Here is a 20,489-nt window from a genome sequence, read left to right on the forward strand (position 1 = left end):
CCATGTTTCTACGAACGGGCACTTGCCTAGATGTACTTTCTATTTTATACATGTTGGTTAATAAGTGAGAGAAGTTCAGTTAAACTCTCAACCTCAAACGTAGGCAACCCATTTGTTTGAAGATCCTGTCTATTAATCCATACCGAATCTATTCCGCTTCGTGAAGCACCTAATATGTCCGTATGCAAATTATCCCCTACCATAATCGCTTCTTCTTCTTTTACGTCCAATTTTTCCAATGTGTATTGAAATATAGCAGGATCAGGCTTCCCGCTGCCAAAGTCGCCTGACACAACAATCTCTTCAAAATAATCTTTTAGTTTTGGAGTCATTTCCAGTTTCGTGTGTTGTAAATCCGGTGAACCGTTCGTTAGTAAAGCCAGCTTAAAATCATTTGCTAAAGCATCTAAGACATCAAACGTATCTTCAAAAACAAATGGTTTCTTCTTTCTTACCTTGGGAAATGTTTCCGCTAATTCAATTGCTAATTGTCGGTCTTCAACACCTACTCCTTCTAACCCCTTTTCCCAAGCTTCCTTTCGATAAATAGGCGCGATTTCTTTTAACTGTTGAAACGCCTTTCCTTCATCATCAAACTCTCCCCAAAGTCCTTCGAAAGGGTTAATACCAATCATTTGTGTAAATGGGTAAGTAGAATAGGATGCGTATAACGACCGAGCTTTCTCTCGCACACTTTCTTCTAAATCGATTGGGTCTATCTTAGGATTGATTTTATTTGCCTTGTTACAGGCTTCTTTGAACGATTCTGCTACACTCTTCTTATCCCAAAGTAGTGTATCATCTAAATCAAAAATAATTGCTTTACGCATCCATACAACTCCTTTTTCTGTTGCATATCTTACTAAAAGTATACAACATTTTACGAAAAACAAAAAAACTAATTAATTTAGGGTTGATTTTATTGAAAATATAGACTAATATAGTTATTAAAATTTTTACAGCTAAGGGGATATTAGCAATGGAAGAATGGACAGTTAAGGTTAATCGTTGTACAGTGAAGAAAGAAAAACCCAATACCGATCAATTGGAATTTGGCAGCGTGTTTACGGATCATATGTTTATTATGGATTATTCTGAGCCTTTGGGTTGGCATGATCCGCGTATCATTCCATACCAACCGCTATCTATTGATCCATCCGCGATGATATTTCATTATGGACAATCCGTTTTTGAAGGATTAAAAGCATATCAAACACCGGAAGGAGATATTCAACTATTTCGACCGAAAAAAAATCTTCAACGTTTGAACAAGTCAAATGACCGCCTATGTATTCCGGCGATTGATGAAGCGTTTATTCTGGAAGCCATGAAGCAGCTTGTATATTTAGATAAAGAATGGATTCCAACTGCAGAAGGAACTTCGCTTTATATTCGTCCATTCATTATTTCAACAGAGCCCTATATCGGAGTAGCACCATCACATCAATACAAATTTGTAATTATTCTGTCACCAGTTGGAGCTTATTACAAAGAAGGGATTAACCCAGTAAAAATCGCGGTTGAAAATCAATATGTTCGGGCGGTAAAAGGCGGAACTGGAGAGGCAAAAACCGGAGGAAACTATGCAGCCAGTTTAAAAGCCCAAGAGCTTTGTGCTAAAGAAGGGTTTACACAAGTATTGTGGCTGGATGGATTAGAGAAAAAGTATATTGAAGAAGTAGGAAGCATGAACGTATTTTTTAAAATTAATGGAAAAGTATATACTCCTGCTTTAAACGGGAGTATTCTAGAAGGTGTAACCCGGAACTCTGTTATTCAATTACTTAACCATTGGAATATTCCGGTTATTGAAGACAGAATCTCCATGGAGGATTTGTATCAAGCCTATATGGATGGTAAGTTAGAAGAAGCGTTCGGTACGGGTACAGCAGCAGTCATTTCACCAATCGGTCAACTACGCTGGGAAGGTAAAGACTTATTAATTAATGACGGCAAGACTGGTGAACTATCAAAATCATTATATACGACTTTAACTAACATTCAATATGGAAAAGAAACAGATCCATTTGATTGGATTGAGAAAGTTAGTGAGTCGCACACTGTTAAACACTGATTGCACTTATTTCATTTAAACATTGAATTAACAGAGTACTATTATTTAGTGCTCTGTTTTTATTTAGCGGAATATTTCATAATCTTCCACGAAATCTTATAATAGGTGATTTACAACTACTACTTCGCAAATTAAAATAATATTTTCTACACAGCAAAAAATAGACGCTTTTCTTCTTCCTTGCTAGCCAAAAGCATAAGCTCAAGTTGAAGAAAGCGTCTATTTTCTAACTAGATCCTTAGCTCTAGAAATACTACATAATCAGGTGTTTTCACTATGAAATCATTACTTTACAAATATCATTGGTAAATTCAACTGGATCATTAACAGGTAAGCCTTCGATAAGCAGTGCCTGATTATACAATAAGTTTGTGTATAAGTTGAGTTTGTTCTTATCGTTGAGAAAGGCATCTTTTAATGCCTGGAACACTTCATGATTTACGTTTATTTCCAATACTTTATCTGCTTTTATTTGCTGGTTATTTGGCATCGTATTAAGTACTTTTTCCATTTCCAATGATATTTCACCATCCGCAGTCAGACATACCGGATGTGACTTTAAACGTTTGGAAGAACGAACATCCGTTACCTTTCCAGCTAATTGATCTTTCATATATTTAAACAGTTCTTTGTTTTCCTCTTTTTCTTTCTCATCTGTTGAATCAGTTGTCTCTTCTTCCAAACCGAGATCGCCGCTTGAAACAGACTTAAACTCTTTATCTTTATACTTCAATAACATCTTTATCGCAAATTCATCGACTTCTTCCGTAAAGTACAAAATTTCATATCCTTTATCAGCTACTAATTCTGTTTGTGGTAACTTCTTAATTCGATCTATCGATTCACCTGCAGCATAGTAGATATACTTCTGATCTTCCGGCATCCGGTTTACATATTCTTCTAATGTCACTAATTTTTCTTCAGTGGAAGAATAGAACATTAATAAATCTTGCAACGTTTCTTTGTTTGCACCAAAGTCATTGTAGACGCCAAATTTCAACTGTCTACCAAAAGCCTCATAAAACTTCACATAATTTTCACGGTCATCGCGTTGCAATTGCAGTAATTGTGTTTTTATTTTTTTCGTGATATTTTTAGCAATGACCTTTAATTGCCGGTTATGTTGCAACATTTCACGAGAGATATTTAACGATAAATCCTCTGAATCTACCAATCCTTTAACAAAGCTAAAATAATCAGGAAGTAAATCAGCACATTTATCCATAATCAAAACACCGTTTGAGTAAAGCTCAAGTCCTTTTTCGAATTCCTTTGAATAATAGTCAAACGGAGCATTTTCCGGTATGAATAAAATTGCGTTATAACGGATGGTTCCATCTACTTTGACATGCATCGATTTCAATGGTTTATCAAATCCATATCGTTTCTCTTGATAAAAGTTAATATAGTCCTCTTCCGTTAACTCACTTTTATTCTTTTTCCAGATCGGAATCATACTGTTAATCGTTTCTTCTTCTACATAGTCGACATATTCATCGCTATCTTCATCTTTCGGCTTTTTCTTGGTTATATCCATTTTAATTGGATAACGGATGAAATCAGAATATTTCTTAATAATTTCTTGTAAACGATGTTCCTCAAGAAATTGATCAAACGAATCATCTTCGGTATTTTCCTTTATTTTTAAGATAATTTCTGTTCCTACTTGTTGTTTTTCACTAGGGGTAATCGTAAATCCATCTGTACCAGAAGATTCCCATTGATAGGCTTGTTCACTATCAATCGATTTACTGATAACAGTTACCTTATCAGCTACCATAAACGCAGCATAAAAACCAACACCAAATTGACCGATAATATCAAAACCATCTTTTATTTCTGTATCATTTTTAAAAGCAAACGATCCGCTTTTAGCAATGGTTCCTAGATTCGTTTCCAGTTCTTCCTTGGTCATACCAATTCCTGTATCGATAATCTTCAATGTGCGTTCTTCTTTATTCGGGATGATTTTAATATAATAATCTTCCTTATTAAAGGTTAGGCTTTCATCTGTTAAACTGCGATAATACATTTTATCCATCGCATCACTTGCGTTGGAAATTAGTTCACGCAAAAATACCTCACGTTGTGAATAAATGGAGTTAATCATTAGTTCGAGCAATCGTTTTGATTCTGCTTTAAACTCTTGCTTAGCCATACAACCCTCTCCTTCCAATGAACTCATATGTTTTAATATCATAAACTCTACTTCCTGTCAATATACGAGACTTGCCCGTCTAATTACTATTTTTATGCTGTCGGGCTAATTCTGTAATATAATCAAAAAATAAATCTCGATCTACTTCATAGACAAGATTCACTGGTCTCCCCGTATCGTAAAGTTCTGTTCTCCCCTGGCTTTTTCCATCAGGATGGACGATACAACGTACCTGTTTCTTTTTTACGACATCACTATTTCCTATTGTTGCAGTCGTTAGTACATCCCATAAAAAGTATGTTGAATTGGTTTGAAAATGAACAAGCGGAGGTACCATTGCATAACATTGTCCTAAGAAATCGATACCTATATCTGCTCTTTCTCTTGCCCATCTATTTCTGACATCAACAGTTAAAGGAACCATATTCGTACTCTCTAAGGCTACTAAATCTATCTCGATATTGCTCTCCCATACTTTATGTACAGCTTCTGGATCCCAAAAAGCATTCCATTCCGCTGTCCCGTCATGCTCAGGTTCTTCCACATTTCCTGTTTCTAGGAAGGTTCCACCCATCCAAGCTAATTTGTCTATTTTTCTTTCAATATCCGGCGCTTCCTCCAGTGCTCTTGCCAAATCTGTTAATGGTCCAATAAATACGAGTGTAACAGGCTCATCACTCTTACGTAGTATTTCCACCAGATGCTTATGACTTGGCAATGTAATTGTCTCGGTTTGAATTGGTAAATGCTCATTTAAAATCGGCAATGCATCTACATAAAAGGCATGCATACGCCATTCTTTTGGAAAAGGATTTTTTCCGCGTGATGTAGATGCCGCTACTTCTATACACTTCCCTTTGCCAAACCGATCAATGATTTTACGGCTCGCATAAACGGCAGGCTCAAGATAACAATCTGCGGGTATGACTCCCACACCAACTAAGTCAATGTCTTCCATTTGTAACAATAAAAATAAAGAAATTAAATCGTCTACACCACCATCATGATTTAAATAGACTTTCTTCTTCATGCTTGTCCAAAAGCCCCCTCACCATATATTTCTATCGCATTGATAAGTAATATTGTCTCAGGTTTTACCTGCCATTACAAATGATATGAGAAGATGATGACACGTTAAGTGCATGTTCAAAAAGAGAAATAAATAGACCGAGATGAGGTCGGTTGAGATCGCAATATATCGCGATTGACGTTTTCATGTTCTTAAAGCTTTCTTTGTTCTTTAGAAAAACTTGGCTTGTCGCCAAGTCTTTATAGCGAATACTATCGTTTTTCTCATACTATAAACCGTAAAATTTTATACTTTCCTATAGTGTGAAAAAGAAAATTTTTTCCTTGTTCGGCTGTACTGCTATCGAAGTCTTTTTTTCTGTCCTTGAAAAACCGCGACGTATCGCTGTCGATGTTTTTCTTGTCCCGCTCCCAACGCGATACTCATAGATCCTGTCGAGTTGAAGTTCGAGAGAGCATCGTGTATACAGTTTGATAAACACCCTTAACCAAAGAGGAGTTTTTAATTCGTCTATGGACATCCTTTTAAAATTGGTTGCTATTGTAGAAACAGAAAAAGAGTATGAAAAAAGTCCCTACAACTTGATTAAAATTTGCTGGTACATGACTTGCCAATCTATGCTACACGTACAAAAAAAATCCCAAAGCATAGATATGATGATATCTTTTAACATAGAAAAAAGGGCTCTAACAGACTGAGCCCTTAATGATTGTTCTGTCTATATTCTTCAATTTCTTGTCTTGCATTATGAAGCTTTTCAAATGTTTGCTGAAATTGTGGATTTTCTAATACCTGTTCACCTGCATGATACTGTGTAGCTTTTAATAAGCTATCTACTTGTAACAATTGCTGTTGCGCTTGCAGGAGCTGTTCTTCATCTCCATTCGTCTTAGCTTCTTGCAGTAGCTGATATGCTTCCGAGAATTGTTCTGTCGCTAATTCGATTTGCTGGTGGGGATGCTGACTTTCCATTAAACAACCTCCAATAAGTTTATTTATTCACTTTTATAGGTTGTCTTTTTATACCAATTTTATGTATATAGGACTTGGGTTAATATGAACAACCTTTCGTTACTTCTTGAGCATAATCATTCGTTAAGAAAGCTTTTAACGTAAATAAAATTCAGCTAGCAACAAGCCTCGAAAAAGTAATAACGAAACCCAAAATTTTTATAGTTTTTATACCAAAGAACACCCGTATTGCTAAAAAGCTACGGGTAATTCTTTCGGAACGCCTTATTTGAAAAATTCTCTTTTCTTAAAACCAATACCCTTAGAGGATTTTTCCCGGGTTTAAAATATGTTCAGGATCCAATGCTGTTTTTAGCTTACGCATCACTTCAAGTGCTTCCCCATGCTCTTTTTTCTGATATTTAGTTTTACCAATACCAACACCATGCTCACCAGTACATGTTCCACCGCAAGCTAATGCAAACGAAACAATTTCTTCATTTACCTTATTCGCTTTAGCCAGATCATGGGGATTATTAACATCGATCATCATTAAAATATGATAATTTCCATCACCAACATGACCGACAATTCCTCCTGGAAGTCCGGAAGCATCGACAGCTTTCCTGCCATGTTTGATTGCATCCGCTAATTTAGAAATGGGTACACAAACATCTGTTACCATTTGTTTTTTTCCAGGATAATGGTGCAAATATGCATAAGCTGTATTGTGTCTTGCTTCCCATAACTGATTTCTCAAAGCGGTATCTGATTCAAATGCTAAATCCTGACATTCATGGTCTTGTAATATTTCCTTTGCAAAAGCAATATCCTGCTTTAGACCAGCTTCATTACCGTGAAATTCTAAAAAAATAGTTGGAGCTTCAAAATAAGTGGTATCATTAAATTGATTAATCTGCTTCATGGATTGTTCATCCACTAATTCAACCCTTGCTACAGGGATTCCCGCTTGCAACATATGAATAACAGCTCCAACAGCATCATCCAATGTTGAAAAGGTCGCTCGTCCTGCCATCATTTCCTCTGGGATACCATGGATTTTTAACGTAAGCTCTGTAAAACAACCTAATACTCCTTCTGAGCCAACAAATAAACCATTTAAATGTATTCCAGAAGATGATTTTGCTCCCATGCTCCCTGTATGAATAATTGTACCATCTGCCAATACTACTTCTAAATCACGAACCTGATCCCGCATAACGCCATATTTTACAGATGTAGTTCCACTTGCGTTTGTTGCCGCCATCCCCCCTAATGTTGCATCTGCTCCAGGATCAACGGGAAAAAATAATCCATATTTTTTCAGTTCTTTTTCCAGCTGTTTCCTTGTCACTCCAGGTTGTACCTTCACTAGAAAATCATCAGGAAGCACTTCTAAAATTTGATTCATCCATGAAAAATCAATCGTAATTCCTTTTTGATATGGAATGACACTACCTTCTAAACTAGAACCTAATCCGAAAGGGACGATCGGTATCTGATTTATAGCCGCCACCTTTATCACTTCACTGACTTCCTTCGCTGATTTTGGATAAACAACAACATCCGGGAATTCCGGTGTATGGTACGATTCATCTGAGCTATGCTGTTTTAGGATTGTCTCGTTCGTACTTATTTGTTCAGACGGTAAGACTTGCGCTAATGCCTCTAATATGGACAATGCTATCTCTCCCTTTGTGCTTAAGAATGTATAGCTATTTAATTTTCAAACAATGGGAATAGTATAAAAATTTAATTCGCAACGATAGATTTTTTTATTATTACAAAATGTTGTACCCTTAGTAAACAAATAATTTTCGTTATAAAATTTTATTCCCATTTATCGTAAAGAATTACATGTAATTAAAACCTGCTTCTTTTGAACCTTGATTGCAATGACAATTAAGATACTGGTGTACCATTTTTCACTTTTTGATCTGGTGCTAATAATACAACATCACCTGCTTTTGGTATGCCGCCTAGAACAAGTACTTCCGATTTAAACCCAGCAATTCGCAGAGATGGAAAATTAACCACTGCTGTCACCTGTCGACCGACTAAATCTGTGGGTTGATAACGTTTGGTAATTTGAGCAGATGATTGTTTTATCCCTAAATCACCAAAATCAATATACAGCTTAATTGCCGGTTTCTTTGCTTCGGTAAAAGGCTCTGCCTTCGTTACCGTCCCAATTCGTATGTCTAATTTTTGAAAATCCTCTATACTTGCCATAAATAAACATCCTTTCAATTTGATGCGTTTTATAAAGTGAAACTTCATTTCTGTGGAATGCCTTTTCCCAAGAAATGTTAGCTGAACAAATCGGGCATTTAGGTGCCGTTTTCCCCCACTTAGCCCCTTTTGTATGAACTCAGGGATCTTGAAGTGGGAAACTTACGGCACCTTACATGCGGGATAAAGTGAAACTTTATTCCGTGGAATGCTTTTTACACGGAATGTTAGTTGAACCAATCGGGCATTTAGGTGCCGTTTTCTCCCACTTTGACCCTTTGCACGAACTCAGGACTTGAAGTGGGAAACTTACGGCACCTTACATGCGGGATAAAATGAAACTTCATTTCTTGGAATGCCTTTCCTAAGAAATGTTAGCTGAACAAATCGGGCATTTAGGTTGCCGTTTCTTCCCACTTTGACCCTTTGCACGAACTCAGGTCTTGAAGTAGGAAACTTACGGCACCTTACATGCGGGATAAAATCATCAAAAAATTCTTGTAGGTTTAAACTCAATACTATACTTCCAATGTGAAAATTTTAAGATGCATCTTTTATATTGACTAGAAAACGTTATCCATTTCTACATGGTGGATATCGTTTTTAAACGTAGCTTCTAGCTTCTCTAACTTCATGCTCGTGTCCCTAGCAAACTCCGATCTTCTTATGTTGGTCAATATCAGCTCAAATCATAAAAGATCGACTAAAAGCGGGCTTCTTGCTCAGGTGTCGGTATACCCCTGTTGCAGGAGCATGTTTTTCTCATCTCGAACGTCAGGAGCCGCACCTCTCATTTTTGAAAAAAATTGCTTATTATTTAGAGAAACGACTCCTAAATTCCTCCATTTGCTTGGATTGACAGGACAAGGAAAGCTTCTTGAATAATGTTTTCAAGAACTGAGTTGCTGCGGCAGGTTTTTCAAGGGCAAAAAGGATTAAGACAGCGATACATCACGTTTTTTTAAAAAAGAAAAATTTTGACAGTACACATTATTGTTTTCCGAGAACTCCTGCGACCTTAGCCTTTGATCTATTGTTTCAAAGAGCAATGCATTCCTTGAATGAAGTCTAACCTTATCTCGTCAGAAGTTCTCCAGTTTGTACATTGTTAATCCAAACATGTGCTCATTTGTCTGTTTATGCACTTATAGGATCTGCCTTTGTATTATTCCCGTATTTGTCCTTCTCCATATATATAGAATTTAGTAGATGTAAGTGCAGGCAACCCCATTGGCCCTCTTGCATGTAGTTTTTGTGTACTAATACCAATTTCTGCACCATAACCAAATTCAAATCCATCTGTAAACCGAGTTGAGGCATTATGATAAACTGCTGCTGCATCAACATGTTGCTGGAAGAACTCCGCATTTGCTCTATCACTTGTAATAATTGCTTCTGAATGCTTTGTACCATACGTATTGATATGGTCAACTGCCTCTTTACAAGAATCAACCACTTTTACACTAATTGCTAAATCAAGGTATTCCGTTTGCCAATCTTCTTCCATTGCCCTGCTTGCTTTTGGGAAAGCTTGAACAACTGTTTCATCTCCATAAATAACCACTTGATTCTGCTGTAATTGATCTAACAAATGATCCCCATGTTCATGGAACCATTCATTATGAATTAATAAAGATTCAATCGCGTTACAAACGGATGGTCGTTGTAATTTAGCATTTAGTACAATTTTTTCCGCTAAATTTTCATCAGCAGATGCATCAATAAAGATATGACAATTTCCTGCGCCAGTTTCAATAACTGGAACCGTAGAAGAACGAATCACTGTCTCTATTAAATTTTTACCTCCTCGAGGAATCAATACATCTAAATACTCATTTAATGTAAACAGTTCTTTTGCCGAATCTCTGCTCGTATCTTCGATTAACTGCACTGCATCCAAAGGCAATTTACTCTTGGACAAAGCCTGATGAATAGAAGCTACTAATGCACGGTTTGAATATTTAGCTGAAGAGCTTCCCCTTAGTATAACAGCATTCCCTGTTTTTAAAGAGAGTGTTGCAGCATCAATCGTTACATTTGGTCTTGCTTCATAAATCATGCCGATAACTCCGATTGGAACGCGTTTTCTTTCAACCCGTAAGCCATTATCCTTTGTAATCGTCTCAAGTACTTCACCAATAGGATCTTGTAAATCGATTAATTGATATATCGCATCATGCATTCCCTTAACTCGATCCGCATTTAACATAATCCTATCTAAGACCGATTCAGATAAACCTTTCTGTTTACCATCCTCTAAATCCTTTTGATTTTCTTGCAAAATGTTCTCCTCATCCTGTAAAAGTTGATCAGCAATTAATCGAAGGGCTTCATTTTTCTCCTCCGTAGTTACCCCATTTAATTGATAACTAGAAGCCTTCGCAAGTTTTCCTTTTTTTTGTATTTCTGACATGATACTCCTCCTCCTATTTATAAATAGCTAGTAATGACACTAGTTGCTATCCTTTACAATCATCCTTTATGTTAGCCTTACCCAACGGTCACGATGAATCACCCTTGAAGATAGACCAGGCGTGTTGCTATTCCTTAATGCTATTTCTTTCATGACAACATCTCTTGAACAACTGACTTCGCCTTTTCCGATTAGTCCTTTGCCTCCATAAACTTCTACGACATCTCCTTCTTTAAAAGCACCGGTTACTTTACGAACCCCGGCAGCAAGAAGGCTTGCACCTTGATGTAAGAGGGCTTCCTCTGCCCCATCATCAATATAGATTTGCCCAGTTGGCTCTGAATGCAGCGCAATCCATTGTTTATTTGTGGTAATCGATCCTTTTGCAGGATTAGAGATATACGTACCGTCTCCGTTTCCTTCGATTATGTTTAACAGCTTAGCGCTACCTTGTCCTGTACCAATAAACACACTAACACCTAATGAAAGTGCCATTTTAGCAGCTTCCAGCTTTGATTTCATTCCTCCTGTTCCGACAGCGGAGCCATCAACATCTGCTTGAGCAATCATCTCCTCTGTAACATTATCCAAATAATCATATTTTACTGCATTTGGATTGTGACGAGGATTTCCATTATATAAACCATTTATATCGGTTAACATAATTAATTGATCGGCGTGCACGATCCCACTTACTAAAGCAGAAAGCATATCATTATCACCAAAAGTAAGCTCCTTAATCGATACCGTATCATTTTCATTAATAATCGGAATGACACGACGCTCTAAAAGCTCCATTAGCGTATTAAACGCATTTTTATACCTTTCTCGATCTTTAAAATCATCTCGTGTTAATAATAACTGTGCGGCTCTTAAATCGAACTCCGAGAATTTTTCCATATATGTCTGAATCAATAATCCTTGACCGGCTGCTGCAGCCGCTTGTTTTCCTTTTAAAGTGACCGGTCTGGACGCATAACCAATTTGTGGAAAACCTGCAGCAACTGCTCCCGATGAAACTAAGATAACATCATGCTTGTGTTCGCGAAGCTTGGCAATAGCTTGAACATGCTCTGTCAGTTTTTCTTCGTCCATCTCTCCATGTACATTTGTTAAAGAGCTACTTCCAATTTTGACAACAATTCTCTGTTTCACTTTACATACTCCTATTCCCAATATCTTTTCAAATTTTATAGTGATTTATTTATCCCGCATGTAAGGTGCCGTAAGACTCCCACTTCAAGATCCCTGAGTTCATACAAAAGGGGCTAAGTGGGGGAAAACGGCACCTAAATGCCCGATTCGTTCAACTAACATTCAGTAGGAGATGGGAGAAAACGCCTACTGAATGAAGTTTCACTTTATTGTAAAAAAAGCCCAATCATCCTTAGAAATAAGGACGAAAGAGCTTCTTCCGCGGTACCACCTATTTTGAATGTGTCCAAACACATCCCGCTTTCATTCAATAACGCCGAAATAAGCGCCCACTTTTGTGAGACTCGAAAGGCAGGTTCTGTGGCTTCAAGTGTAGGAAGCTTCCAGCTGTTAACTTCCTCTCTCTGGCACCGAACAAACCACATACTATTCCTTTCTTACCGTTCAACTATGTTTTATAGATATTATGGATAGAAAAACGAGGAATGTCAACTGTTTTTACAAGTTTTTCTTTAAACAACCTTTTAACCAATTAGCATTTTATTGCCTTTGTTTATCTGCCAATTTGTACATTTTTCGATCCTGATCGTTTTATAAAAAACGATAAAACTAGTGCAATAATCGCAAATAAACCAGCGACAATAAAAGAAATATTTACCCCGTGGATCAAGCCTTCTACTCCTTTATCAGGAAGTGCTGTACTGGTCATAACAGTTACTAATAAGGCTGTCCCAACTGCACCAGCTACTTGTCTCATTGTATTATTCATTGCCGTTCCATGAGGAATCAAATGAAAAGGTAACTGATTTAAACCAGCTGTTGTTACAGGCATCATAACCATAGCTATCCCCAACATACGTATTGCGTTTACGGTAGCTAAATACGTAAATGTTGTTGTTATAGATAGATTCGTAAACATAAACGTTGTTATTGTTACAATGGTTAACCCGATAATGGAAAGCCAGCGTGCACCAAATTGATCAAATAATCTGCCGGTAATTGGATTCATAATTCCCATTACAACTGCTCCTGGTAAAAGCATTAAGCCCGATTCCAAAGCAGAAAAACCAAGCATATTTTGTGCAAGTAACGGGAGAATAACTGCAGCTCCGATCATAGCCATGAAGGTAACCATACCTAGCGCAGTCGTAAGCGAAAATATCGAATAACGAAACACGCGGAACTCAAGAATTGGTTGTTCTAGCTTCAACTGTCTAAGAATAAATAATGTCAACGTAATAGCTCCAATAATTAACGAAAGGATCACTTGTATGCTTCCCCAACCACTATTACCAGCAACACTAAACCCATATAATAGTCCACCAAAGCCTAGTGTTGAAAGAATAATAGATAGAACATCCACCTTTGGATAGGTTTGTTTGGTAATGTTTTTCAAAATAAAATAAGCCACAATGATATCAAGGATTACTATTGGTAATATGACATAAAACACACTTCTCCATGGAAAGTGTTCAACTAGCCATCCAGATAAAGTCGGGCCAATGGCTGGGGCAAAGGCAATAACTAAGCCAAACATTCCCATCGCTGTTCCACGTTTTTCCACTGGAAAGATAAGAAATAAAATGGTTTGCATTAGTGGCATCATTATTCCCGCAGCAGCAGCCTGAGCCACGCGTCCAACCAATAGTGTAGAGAAATTAGGAGCTACCGCACATATAAGTGTCCCAATAGCAAACATACTTAGTGCAGTTAAAAACAATCCCCTTGTCGTAAAACGTTCAATTAAAAATGCAGTAATAGGTATCATTATCCCGTTAACCAACATAAAAATGGATTGCAACCATTGAACGGTATTAGCATCCAACTGTAAATCGGCCATAATTTTAGGCAATGCTGTAGCTAATAACGTCTGGTTTAAAATAGCGACGAAAGCTCCCGAAATAAGTACGATGATTAATGGTAGTTTATTTATCTGTGTTGGATCATTTGCTTGTGTATTTGTAGTATTCATCTTTTCTCTCCTCTCTGGTTATTTTATAGCTGTATCGTTGATTGAGCAAACTAAATCATTTTTTATGTCCGAACATATCCTCTTTACAAAGTGAGATAACTAACATAATATCATATAGAAATTATTGAACAAACTATTTCGCTTTGATATAATTATTAAGTTATTTCTCCGGAAAAGTTGTAACTGAAATACCTTGGAAAGAGATCCATAAAGTTTAACAGAAGACACAAACTCGAAGCGGAATAGCCTAAACTTAGAATGGAGCCCCACAAAATCGGAACAAATTATTGTAAGGTTGAAATAAAGTGTCACGAAACAGAACGTCATGAAAATCTGTTCTGTGTTGATTGGACTTCTCTGCTAATTGTTCAGCTTTATTTTTTGCGAGAGAAAACGTTGTAGCGCCAAGATACTTAAACAATAGCATTTAACTAGTGGCATTTAGCCTCTCTGTATTAAAGTAAAAAAATCCACCATTAGAGCCTGAAAGTGGATGATGGTGGATAATTAGCTTATAAACCGTTTATTCAAATTTATAATGAAAAATACTATAAAATTTACCATTATTAAATGGATAAAGGTTTAATTTTTTTGCCTCTGTAGCATGATTCACAATAATTTCCTCTAATATTTCATTAGCGTTTTTATTTATAATAAGTATCCCTAATTTTTCTGCAGTATGATACAATTTAGCTTCATGCACAGCTTCAATTAATTGTTTAATACTCTTTCCCTGTCGTTTTATTCCCAGTTGCTCTGCTTCTTTTTCCACTTCCATGGTAATCAGTTCATCTTCCAATGTAACTATAGATTTTCCACTTATATTTAGTCCTAATTGCTCTGCTTTTTGCTTAATATTTTTTTCGTGAACCTCTTTTGCCAATTCATTTGGCTTTTTATTCTCTGTCTCAATACCTAATTGGATAGCTTTTTCAACGATAATGGCGTCATGTACTTCTTTTTTTAATTCATCTATTTTTTTCCCTTTTGTCTTTAGATTAAACCTTTTCGCTGCTTGCATTAAAAACTCTTGCTCAACTTGACGCTTTAACTCACTTGCTGATCTTCCTTCAACATCTATTCCCAACTCCCTCGCTTTATACATAATAATTACCTTCTGATAACGTTGATACTCTTTGTCCTCTTGTTGTTTACTTTCCAATAAATACAAATCAACAAACTCCGCTGACACTGTATTTCTTAACAGACCAAACAGGGAACTAATCATAACAGCTACAAGAAATAGTGTTCTTTTTATAAAACCACCCCTTTCTGCAACTGCTCTTTAGGCAAGTAGTTTTCCCTTATTCTGTTAGATAATTAGTACCAATTACTTGAAACTTTATACAGGACTATATCGTATGGTATAGAAAGCTTCATTATGATAAATAAAAAAGTTGTTAGCATTAAGGAACAAGAGAGACTATTGCAGAACTCTGTAACACACTATAAGCCATATTGTAGCGAATTATTACACATTTATAGATAAAACCATACAAAGGATAGAAAAAGAAACGGTGTTCGTATTATGCCATACATGTAAATTTCATTTGGCGAAAGGATTGATTTTATCGATGAAAAAGAGCATGGCTGCTTTACTTATGACTATTCTTCTGTTGCTAAGCGGTTGTTCTCTGTTAGAAGAAGCAACGGATTCATTCGATTATGCCACGGAAGCAACCGAATATATCAATAACTTAAGTGAGTTTGCTGAAGAAGCATCATCGTTAGAAGCAGATCAATTGGTTGCACGTTTAGAAGACTTAACAGGTACAATAGAAAATTTTACTAAGATTGAACCGCCAACTATCGCAGAGAATATACATCAGGAGCTGGCCTATAAAAGTGAAGCATTGTTGGAAATAATTAATAATATTATCAATCAAGGTGAGATTACCGTTGAACAACTACAAGAAACAGAGATTTACCAAACAATAGAAAATATCATATCTCTTAAAGTACAAATTGAACAGCTTGAATTATAGTATACAGGGGTACTACATGCCTTAAGAGTTCATGTCGAACGAATTTTGGCATGTTGTTATCTCCTACCTATACTTCCTATTCAAAAAACTTCATATGTTTCTTTTCTTCTCTATAATAGGCTAATCGATCAGCTAAGAATCCCGTATGGAATTCAAATTTATGTCCATCTGGATCTGTAAAATAAATGGATTGCTTATCCCGATTATCTCTTTTTCTCCCCTCTAAAATATTTACACGTAACGCTTTTAGTTTGTCATACATCGCTTGAAAATCATCTTCATCAATTGTAAATGCAATATGTGTATAAGACTGGTGAAATTCCTGACGTGGAATGTCTTTCTCCTCGTTTAAAGCAAGCCAAAGTCCGTTAAAATCAAAATAGGCTGTTCGCCTTCCCTGAACTAGTAGCGTAGCATCAAAGACTTGTTGATAAAATTTAATGGATCTTTTTAAATCAGAAACGGAAAATAATAAATGATTAATCCCCTGAATATTCATTTTTCCTCCCTCTGTAAATACGTATATGAAAAAGCTTATGATAAAAAACATAACAAAATAAACAAACTATGTATAAGCATCGTCGGTGCCAATTACGTTCATCAAGTTGATTGTTTCTCATAAGTATTAGTCCATTTTGATGTGAAATAATGAATTTCTCCTTACGTACATTTTTTACTATCAATAAGTTGATATTTAACAAATACAGTTTTCGGTAATCTTTATACATCCCATTTGTATTTTGTAAAATTAGCCTGTTACAGTACTGTTTTTTTCAAAAATCAGGCAAATAAAACATAAAAAATTGTAAATCAAAGGTTCCATTCTATACGGGACTGCTTCACTATTCATCATAAGGTCTCCTATTTATAAGAGAGTTGACTTATTCTTTATCATAACTATTTTTCGCTTTTCGCTTATTCAAATAGTTTTTGATAACAGGATAAATAATTGGTCCATATTTAATAAGTTTCCGAATTAACTTTTTCATAAATACGCCTCCTTGTACAAGTCTACTTCTATCATACCTTATTATGATATCAGTCAAACCATTTCCTTATATTCGTTTATCCCTTATTATGCCCTACCGGTTATTCTTTAATTGCATGATCCACAATATTATGTTTAAGCCCAATTATTCTGCTCATACTAAGGCTATATCGAATAGTTAGAAAAGGAATGATTAATATGGAATCGTCAAAAATCTCTTCAAAAGAAGCATTACTCGAATATAAACAAGGTATTGGAACATTTTCTGAAAAAATGCCTGCATTTACTCAAAAATACAATGATTTTACCGAAGCTTGCTTTGCAGAAGGGAGGATTTCAGCAAAAGTTAAACAATTAATCGCTCTCGGGATCAGCATCCATGCCCAAGATGAATATTGTATTATCTACCATACCAAAGGTTGTCTTGATCAAGGTTGTACTGAACAGGAAATACTGGAAACAATTGCAGTTACATCTGCCTTCGGTGGTGGAGCTTCTATGAGTCAAGGAGTAACACTGGTTCAAACATGTATAAGAGACTTCCAAGCCTAGACGATACTGGTAAAATGAATTAGTATAGCCTGCTGAATAGATTTCAACAGGCTTCCATACGTATATATTATAAAATGCTAAATTTTAAATTAGTACTAAACAGACGAAACTTCACAAGTGCAAAAGCTAGAGACGCTCAGATTAGCAGTGTAGTACAAACTGGACATTTTCTAAAAGATACAGGGAAACTTCATTCAAAGAGTACTTTTCTTCCTAAAACAATAGATCAAAGGCTAAGTTCGCAGGCGTCCTTGAAAAACCGTGATGTGTCGCGCTGGTGTAGCTTTTTTTCCTTAAAAAACTGCGATATGTCGTTGACGTAGCTTTCCTTGTTCTTGAAAAATCGCCGTGTATTGCTGTCGCAGCAACTCTGTCCTTAAAAACCGCGATGATTATTCAAGAAGCTTTCCTTGTCCTGTCAATCCAAGCAAATGGAGGAATTTAGGAGTCGTTTCTCTAAAAAATAAGCAGATTTTTGCAAAAATATTCGAGATAAGAAAAACATGTTCCTGCAACAGGGGTATACAGACACCTGAGCAAGAAGCCCGCTTTTAGTCGATCTTCCTCTTCATCTATATTTTGCTGCAAGTCTTACAAAAAGCCCTTTATTATTAGCTGTTTTAAAACATTAAAGACTCGTAAAGATTTTAAGTTTTAGTATTAAAATTAAGTTAAAGCAACAAGGTGATCGTTTAAAGGACTTCTTAACCCCTTAAAGATACAGCGTCATCCGGATCGTATTTAACTTATGTCCGGCAAAATCCTCTGTAAATTCCTCCACTATTTTAAAGCCTTTTCGCTCATAAAACCGCTTACCAATTTCATTATCCTGTTCTACATTTAAATACATTATATTAACTTCTTTTAGGTATTCTAATCCAGCTTTTAACAGGGCTGTTCCTATACCCATCGCTTGATAGTCCGGTAGTAAGTAGATTGCATTTAACTCAGAAACTCCTTGTTCTGTCATTGGGGAATAATTTGCAAAGCCAACAACTTTCCCATCAAGTTCGGCAACAAACAGATGCGAAAACATTAACCTTTTCGCTAACATTTCCTTACGATATGCACGAGCCAAAAATTCTTCTTGAATTGACATAGGTATAATCCCTTGATACGTAGTATGCCAGCTTTTTCTTGCTACTTGTTGTACGGCCTCTATATCCTTCTCGGTCATCTGGCGGATTACATAATTCATTACTATTTCCCTTTCTGCACGAATTATAAGAGGATGTTAAAATTTCATAAAAATGATGTAGCGAATTTGATCGTACATTGTGTGTTTAGAATATTACCATTTTAGCGCTAAAGTTTAGACTACACAGCGAAATTTTAGCGATTATCTGCGCTCTAGGGTTGGCGTTTGCCAAGTTTTCTTATTATCTGGGAAACAATATCTGTTTCTACATGGCGGTGGATATCTTTTTTACAAGTAGCTTCGGCCAGCTTATGCGTTCGTCCCTCAAGATCGTTTTATTTCTCCTTCGTACGGACCAAAATTTAAGCTTGTCAGGGCTTGCCATAGCACTAGCTTTTTTTCTTAGCTAGCAAGTATTTCACTGCATACACTCTACTAGAAAACTAGTCACTCTCGAACTAATCTGGTTTATTTATCTTCTCTATTAAATACGTATGAATAGCTTAATTTTGAATTTTATTCCGTTGTAAGGATGGAGGACAAAGATAATTGTATTCTTTAATTTTTTTGTTGATACGTTTCACTTTTTTCTTTCTCTCTTTACTTTCTGATTTAGACAAACCCTTCTTCAATGCATCAATTTCATTTGCCAGTTCAATCCATTTTGGAAGAATATAATTATCTTTCATCGTTTTATAAAGCTGCTTATCTTCTGGATTCATATAATCATTTCTTAGTTTCAATGGTTTTCCTTTTCCAGGTAAGTGATCGAAATGTCCCTCTTTTTCTGCTCTTTTTACTATCTCACTAATTGGATCCACATATTGAAGGCGTTCATCAAGCTCATATTCATTTTTTGCATCCTTTTTATCCAACCTTTCGCCTCCTCATATATTTTTGTTCTTCATTTACCATTCGACAAATAGTTTTCTTTACCTTCCTATTTCACCAAATAGTTTTAAAATCGTACCTATCATCATCTGAAACTCAGTAACTGTATACCAACTCAACTGCTGCTTCTATTTCAATTTGTCCTGGCTGAATAGGGGGTGCAAAGCCTTCTGTAGTTGCGGCGGCTGTTTTATAGATAGCTGGTGGATTAATGGTTCGTTCAACAATACGAATTGGCATTGGGAATATGGGAAGCTTTAATGTGTTAGCAATGATATATGATTTACGCTTAGCATCTTGTAAAGCGGACTGAAGCGCATTTTCATACAATATATCTGTTTGATCTGTTGTAAAACGAATATCGGTTATACGATTTACTCCTTGGTTGACAACAGTATCAATAACAATACCGACCTGATCGATGTGTGTTAACCTAACTTGCAACATATGCATAACTTGATACCTTTGATTAAACTGCTTACCATTTTGATAATCATACTTTGGATTAATTATAAAGGCTGAGGTTTGAATATTTTTATTAGGGATACCTAAATTAACTAAAGTTTGAAGCACCTTATTCATTTTTTCTGTATTTTCCTGTTGAGCTTTGTGAAGGGATTTATTTTCTGTTACCACTCCTAATTGGACAATGGCAACATTAGGCTTTACAGCTACCTTTCCATTTCCATACACTTTCATCGTTCTAGCATCCGGCAAACTAACGGAAGCAGGCGGTTGATTATCAGATTGCATATATGACATAGGTACATCACTCCTCTTTAGAGTATATGCATGACGGCACATAATGATATAATAACTTTCCTAGCGGTACCCTTCCAGAATTACAGCCTAAGCTATTTTAACTTTAGCAAAAATTTATCTTACTAATAATTTCAATTCCTTTATTTTAATTACTAAAAACAATTATGCTCACTTTCTTATCAAGTTTA

General features: G+C 36.0%; 17 protein-coding genes. 3 read left to right on the forward strand and 14 right to left on the reverse strand.

What is annotated here, in order from left to right:
* Positions 1-44: 44 nt before the first annotated feature.
* Positions 45-830, reverse strand: a complete 786-nt coding sequence (locus BN1066_RS02445; protein ID WP_077317933.1) for an HAD family hydrolase — start codon at positions 828-830, stop codon at positions 45-47.
* Positions 831-979: 149 nt separating this feature from the next.
* Between BN1066_RS02445 and BN1066_RS02450 the strand changes: the two genes are divergently transcribed.
* On the forward strand, positions 980-2,074 hold the full coding sequence (locus BN1066_RS02450; RefSeq protein WP_077317934.1) for a branched-chain amino acid aminotransferase: 1,095 nt from the start codon (positions 980-982) through the stop codon (positions 2,072-2,074).
* Between the two features lie 274 nt (positions 2,075-2,348).
* Here the strand turns inward: BN1066_RS02450 and htpG are convergent, their stop codons facing one another.
* The 9 genes from htpG to BN1066_RS02505 form a co-directional block, all read right to left on the reverse strand.
* The gene (htpG, locus tag BN1066_RS02455) at positions 2,349-4,232 is read right to left on the reverse strand and encodes a molecular chaperone HtpG (RefSeq protein ID WP_077317978.1); all 1,884 of its coding nucleotides are present in this window, start codon (positions 4,230-4,232) and stop codon (positions 2,349-2,351) included.
* 79 nt (positions 4,233-4,311) lie between these two features.
* Positions 4,312-5,262, reverse strand: coding sequence for a nucleoside hydrolase (locus BN1066_RS02460; protein ID WP_077317935.1), 951 nt, complete (start codon positions 5,260-5,262; stop codon positions 4,312-4,314).
* 702 nt (positions 5,263-5,964) lie between these two features.
* A complete protein-coding gene (locus tag BN1066_RS02470; RefSeq protein ID WP_077317937.1) occupies positions 5,965-6,234 on the reverse strand; it encodes a hypothetical protein in 270 nt (89 codons plus the stop codon).
* Positions 6,235-6,535: 301 nt separating this feature from the next.
* Positions 6,536-7,894 (reverse strand): FAD-binding oxidoreductase, encoded by a 1,359-nt coding sequence (locus BN1066_RS02475; protein ID WP_077317938.1) that lies wholly within the window; start codon positions 7,892-7,894, stop codon positions 6,536-6,538.
* Positions 7,895-8,115: 221 nt separating this feature from the next.
* Positions 8,116-8,445, reverse strand: coding sequence for a chaperone CsaA (gene csaA, locus BN1066_RS02480; RefSeq protein ID WP_077317939.1), 330 nt, complete (start codon positions 8,443-8,445; stop codon positions 8,116-8,118).
* A 1,165-nt stretch (positions 8,446-9,610) separates the two neighbouring features.
* Complete coding sequence (locus BN1066_RS02485; RefSeq protein ID WP_143695717.1) at positions 9,611-10,858, reverse strand: glutamate-5-semialdehyde dehydrogenase; 1,248 nt, start codon at positions 10,856-10,858, stop codon at positions 9,611-9,613.
* A gap of 66 nt (positions 10,859-10,924) precedes the next feature.
* Entirely contained in the window at positions 10,925-11,953 is a 1,029-nt protein-coding gene (gene proB / locus BN1066_RS02490) for a glutamate 5-kinase (protein WP_245799677.1), read from the reverse strand.
* A 613-nt stretch (positions 11,954-12,566) separates the two neighbouring features.
* Entirely contained in the window at positions 12,567-13,985 is a 1,419-nt protein-coding gene (locus BN1066_RS02500) for a DHA2 family efflux MFS transporter permease subunit (protein WP_077317943.1), read from the reverse strand.
* A 523-nt stretch (positions 13,986-14,508) separates the two neighbouring features.
* The gene (locus BN1066_RS02505) at positions 14,509-15,156 is read right to left on the reverse strand and encodes a hypothetical protein (RefSeq protein ID WP_143695718.1); all 648 of its coding nucleotides are present in this window, start codon (positions 15,154-15,156) and stop codon (positions 14,509-14,511) included.
* A gap of 403 nt (positions 15,157-15,559) precedes the next feature.
* Here BN1066_RS02505 and BN1066_RS02510 point away from each other — a divergent pair, with 403 nt between their 5' ends.
* Positions 15,560-15,970 carry a DUF6376 family protein gene (locus BN1066_RS02510; protein WP_077317945.1) on the forward strand — a complete coding sequence of 137 codons (411 nt, stop codon included), beginning with the start codon at positions 15,560-15,562 and terminating at the stop codon, positions 15,968-15,970.
* Between the two features lie 76 nt (positions 15,971-16,046).
* Here BN1066_RS02510 and fosB read toward each other — a convergent pair whose 3' ends face one another.
* Positions 16,047-16,469, reverse strand: coding sequence for a metallothiol transferase FosB (fosB, locus tag BN1066_RS02515; RefSeq protein ID WP_077317946.1), 423 nt, complete (start codon positions 16,467-16,469; stop codon positions 16,047-16,049).
* 687 nt (positions 16,470-17,156) lie between these two features.
* On the opposite strand from fosB, the gene BN1066_RS02520 reads away from it, so the two are divergent.
* A complete protein-coding gene (locus tag BN1066_RS02520) occupies positions 17,157-17,510 on the forward strand; it encodes a carboxymuconolactone decarboxylase family protein (RefSeq protein WP_077317947.1) in 354 nt (117 codons plus the stop codon).
* A gap of 712 nt (positions 17,511-18,222) precedes the next feature.
* Here the strand turns inward: BN1066_RS02520 and BN1066_RS02525 are convergent.
* From BN1066_RS02525 to BN1066_RS02535, 3 genes are all read right to left on the reverse strand, one after another.
* On the reverse strand, positions 18,223-18,708 hold the full coding sequence (locus BN1066_RS02525; RefSeq protein WP_077317948.1) for a GNAT family N-acetyltransferase: 486 nt from the start codon (positions 18,706-18,708) through the stop codon (positions 18,223-18,225).
* Positions 18,709-19,151: 443 nt separating this feature from the next.
* Positions 19,152-19,523, reverse strand: a complete 372-nt coding sequence (locus BN1066_RS02530) for a DnaJ family domain-containing protein (protein WP_077317949.1) — start codon at positions 19,521-19,523, stop codon at positions 19,152-19,154.
* 112 nt (positions 19,524-19,635) lie between these two features.
* The gene (locus tag BN1066_RS02535; protein ID WP_179104268.1) at positions 19,636-20,301 is read right to left on the reverse strand and encodes an SIMPL domain-containing protein; all 666 of its coding nucleotides are present in this window, start codon (positions 20,299-20,301) and stop codon (positions 19,636-19,638) included.
* Between the last annotated feature and the right edge of the window lie 188 nt (positions 20,302-20,489).

The sequence above is a fragment of the Virgibacillus proomii genome (genome assembly GCF_900162615.1).
GTDB lineage: Bacteria > Bacillota > Bacilli > Bacillales > Amphibacillaceae > Virgibacillus > Virgibacillus proomii.

Bases quoted from the DNA above. Each gene is read 5' to 3' on its own strand.
- BN1066_RS02445 (WP_077317933.1), bottom strand. From the start codon at position 830: ATGCGTAAAGCAATTATTTTTGATTTAGATGATACACTACTTTGGGAT.
- BN1066_RS02450 (WP_077317934.1), top strand. From the start codon at position 980: ATGGAAGAATGGACAGTTAAGGTTAATCGTTGTACAGTGAAGAAAGAA.
- htpG (WP_077317978.1), bottom strand. From the start codon at position 4,232: ATGGCTAAGCAAGAGTTTAAAGCAGAATCAAAACGATTGCTCGAACTA.
- BN1066_RS02460 (WP_077317935.1), bottom strand. From the start codon at position 5,262: ATGAAGAAGAAAGTCTATTTAAATCATGATGGTGGTGTAGACGATTTA.
- BN1066_RS02470 (WP_077317937.1), bottom strand. From the start codon at position 6,234: ATGGAAAGTCAGCATCCCCACCAGCAAATCGAATTAGCGACAGAACAA.
- csaA (WP_077317939.1), bottom strand. From the start codon at position 8,445: ATGGCAAGTATAGAGGATTTTCAAAAATTAGACATACGAATTGGGACG.
- BN1066_RS02485 (WP_143695717.1), bottom strand. From the start codon at position 10,858: ATGTCAGAAATACAAAAAAAAGGAAAACTTGCGAAGGCTTCTAGTTAT.
- proB (WP_245799677.1), bottom strand. From the start codon at position 11,953: ATGGACGAAGAAAAACTGACAGAGCATGTTCAAGCTATTGCCAAGCTT.
- BN1066_RS02500 (WP_077317943.1), bottom strand. From the start codon at position 13,985: ATGAATACTACAAATACACAAGCAAATGATCCAACACAGATAAATAAA.
- BN1066_RS02510 (WP_077317945.1), top strand. From the start codon at position 15,560: ATGAAAAAGAGCATGGCTGCTTTACTTATGACTATTCTTCTGTTGCTA.
- fosB (WP_077317946.1), bottom strand. From the start codon at position 16,469: ATGAATATTCAGGGGATTAATCATTTATTATTTTCCGTTTCTGATTTA.
- BN1066_RS02520 (WP_077317947.1), top strand. From the start codon at position 17,157: ATGGAATCGTCAAAAATCTCTTCAAAAGAAGCATTACTCGAATATAAA.
- BN1066_RS02525 (WP_077317948.1), bottom strand. From the start codon at position 18,708: ATGAATTATGTAATCCGCCAGATGACCGAGAAGGATATAGAGGCCGTA.
- BN1066_RS02535 (WP_179104268.1), bottom strand. From the start codon at position 20,301: ATGTCATATATGCAATCTGATAATCAACCGCCTGCTTCCGTTAGTTTG.